General features: G+C 68.4%; 1 protein-coding gene. It reads left to right on the top strand.

The genetic code is table 11. The features are described from left to right. Window positions 1-287: 287 nt before the first annotated feature. Window positions 288-1,124, top strand: coding sequence for a transposase family protein (locus BXY45_RS22795; RefSeq protein ID WP_170131707.1), 837 nt, complete (start codon window positions 288-290; stop codon window positions 1,122-1,124). The last annotated feature ends 39 nt before the right edge of the window (window positions 1,125-1,163 follow it).

The raw sequence follows: 1,163 nt of genomic DNA, 5'->3' as shown, positions 1-1,163 counted from the left end.
TGAGCCTTTGCCACTAGCGCGTCTGCGGTGACGCTGCGTGACCTCGGGTTGCGGGTCGAGGATGGAACTCCGGAGGATGGATCGGTCCGCTCAAAGATCGACTCTTCCCCCGGAGTCCCACCGTGCTCGATCGTGCCATCTCCACCTCGACCCGCAACGACAACGAGGCCACCCAGGTCCCTTCTCTGCTGGAAGCGGTCGCTGCCGCCGTCGACAACCAGGACCGTGACCACGCCCGCAGCGGCGTCGACACCGCCGTTGACACCCGACCGGTGACCTACCAGGCGGTGCTGCCACTGTCACGCCCCACCGTCCAAGCCATCGCTGCTCACCTGCGCGACCACCGCGCCCATCTGGGTACCCGCACCGGACGCCGAGCGTTGGGCTGCTTTGCCCAGGCGGTGATGTTCGCCCGCTGGCTGATCGATCAGACTCGCATCGTCCAGCTCGCCGTCGACAACGCCGTCAGCCTGCGTACGGCCTACCGCTACGTCCACGAGGTTCTTGACGTCCTGGGCCAGAAGGCACCCGATCTGCGCGCGGCGCTGGCTGCGGCGCGTGAGGCTGGGCATGAGCACGTCGCCATCGACGGGACTCTCATCGAAACCGACCGCTGCTCCATCCCCGGCCCGACCAGCCGCAAGAAGCGCAATGGCGAGCAGAGCAGCCGCAAGGTGGACTTGTGGTGGAGTGGGAAGCACCACTGCCACGGCGGGAACGTCCAGGTCATCACTGCACCCGACGGGTGGCCGATCTGGACCTCCCCGGTACGCCCGGGCCGGGAGCACGACATCACCTGCGCCCGCACCCACAACGACCTCCTCCAGGCCCTGGCGGACTTCAGCGACGACGAGCACCAGGTGCTGGCCGACCTGGGCTATGAGGGGGAGAACGGCACGCTGGTGTGCGCCGTCAAGGCGCCCACCGACGGCTCCGGCCTGCCCGAGGACGTGGCCGAGGCGAACAAGGCCCACAACGCCCGCCGGGCCCCGGCGGAGCGGGGCAACGCGCTGCTGAAGTACTTCAAGGGCCTGCGCCGGGTGAGCCTGTGCCCCACCCGGATCGGGACCATCGTCGCTGCGGCGCTGGTGGTGCTGCACCTGGAGCACCACCACACCGTGTGACGCAGCGTCACCACTCAAAGTCCTAGTGGCAAAGGCTCA

The sequence above is a fragment of the Quadrisphaera granulorum genome (genome assembly GCF_003149145.1).
Lineage (GTDB): Bacteria > Actinomycetota > Actinomycetes > Actinomycetales > Quadrisphaeraceae > Quadrisphaera > Quadrisphaera granulorum.
Note: the sequence above shows the minus strand (reverse complement) of the source record. Positions and strands in the feature narration are given on the sequence as shown.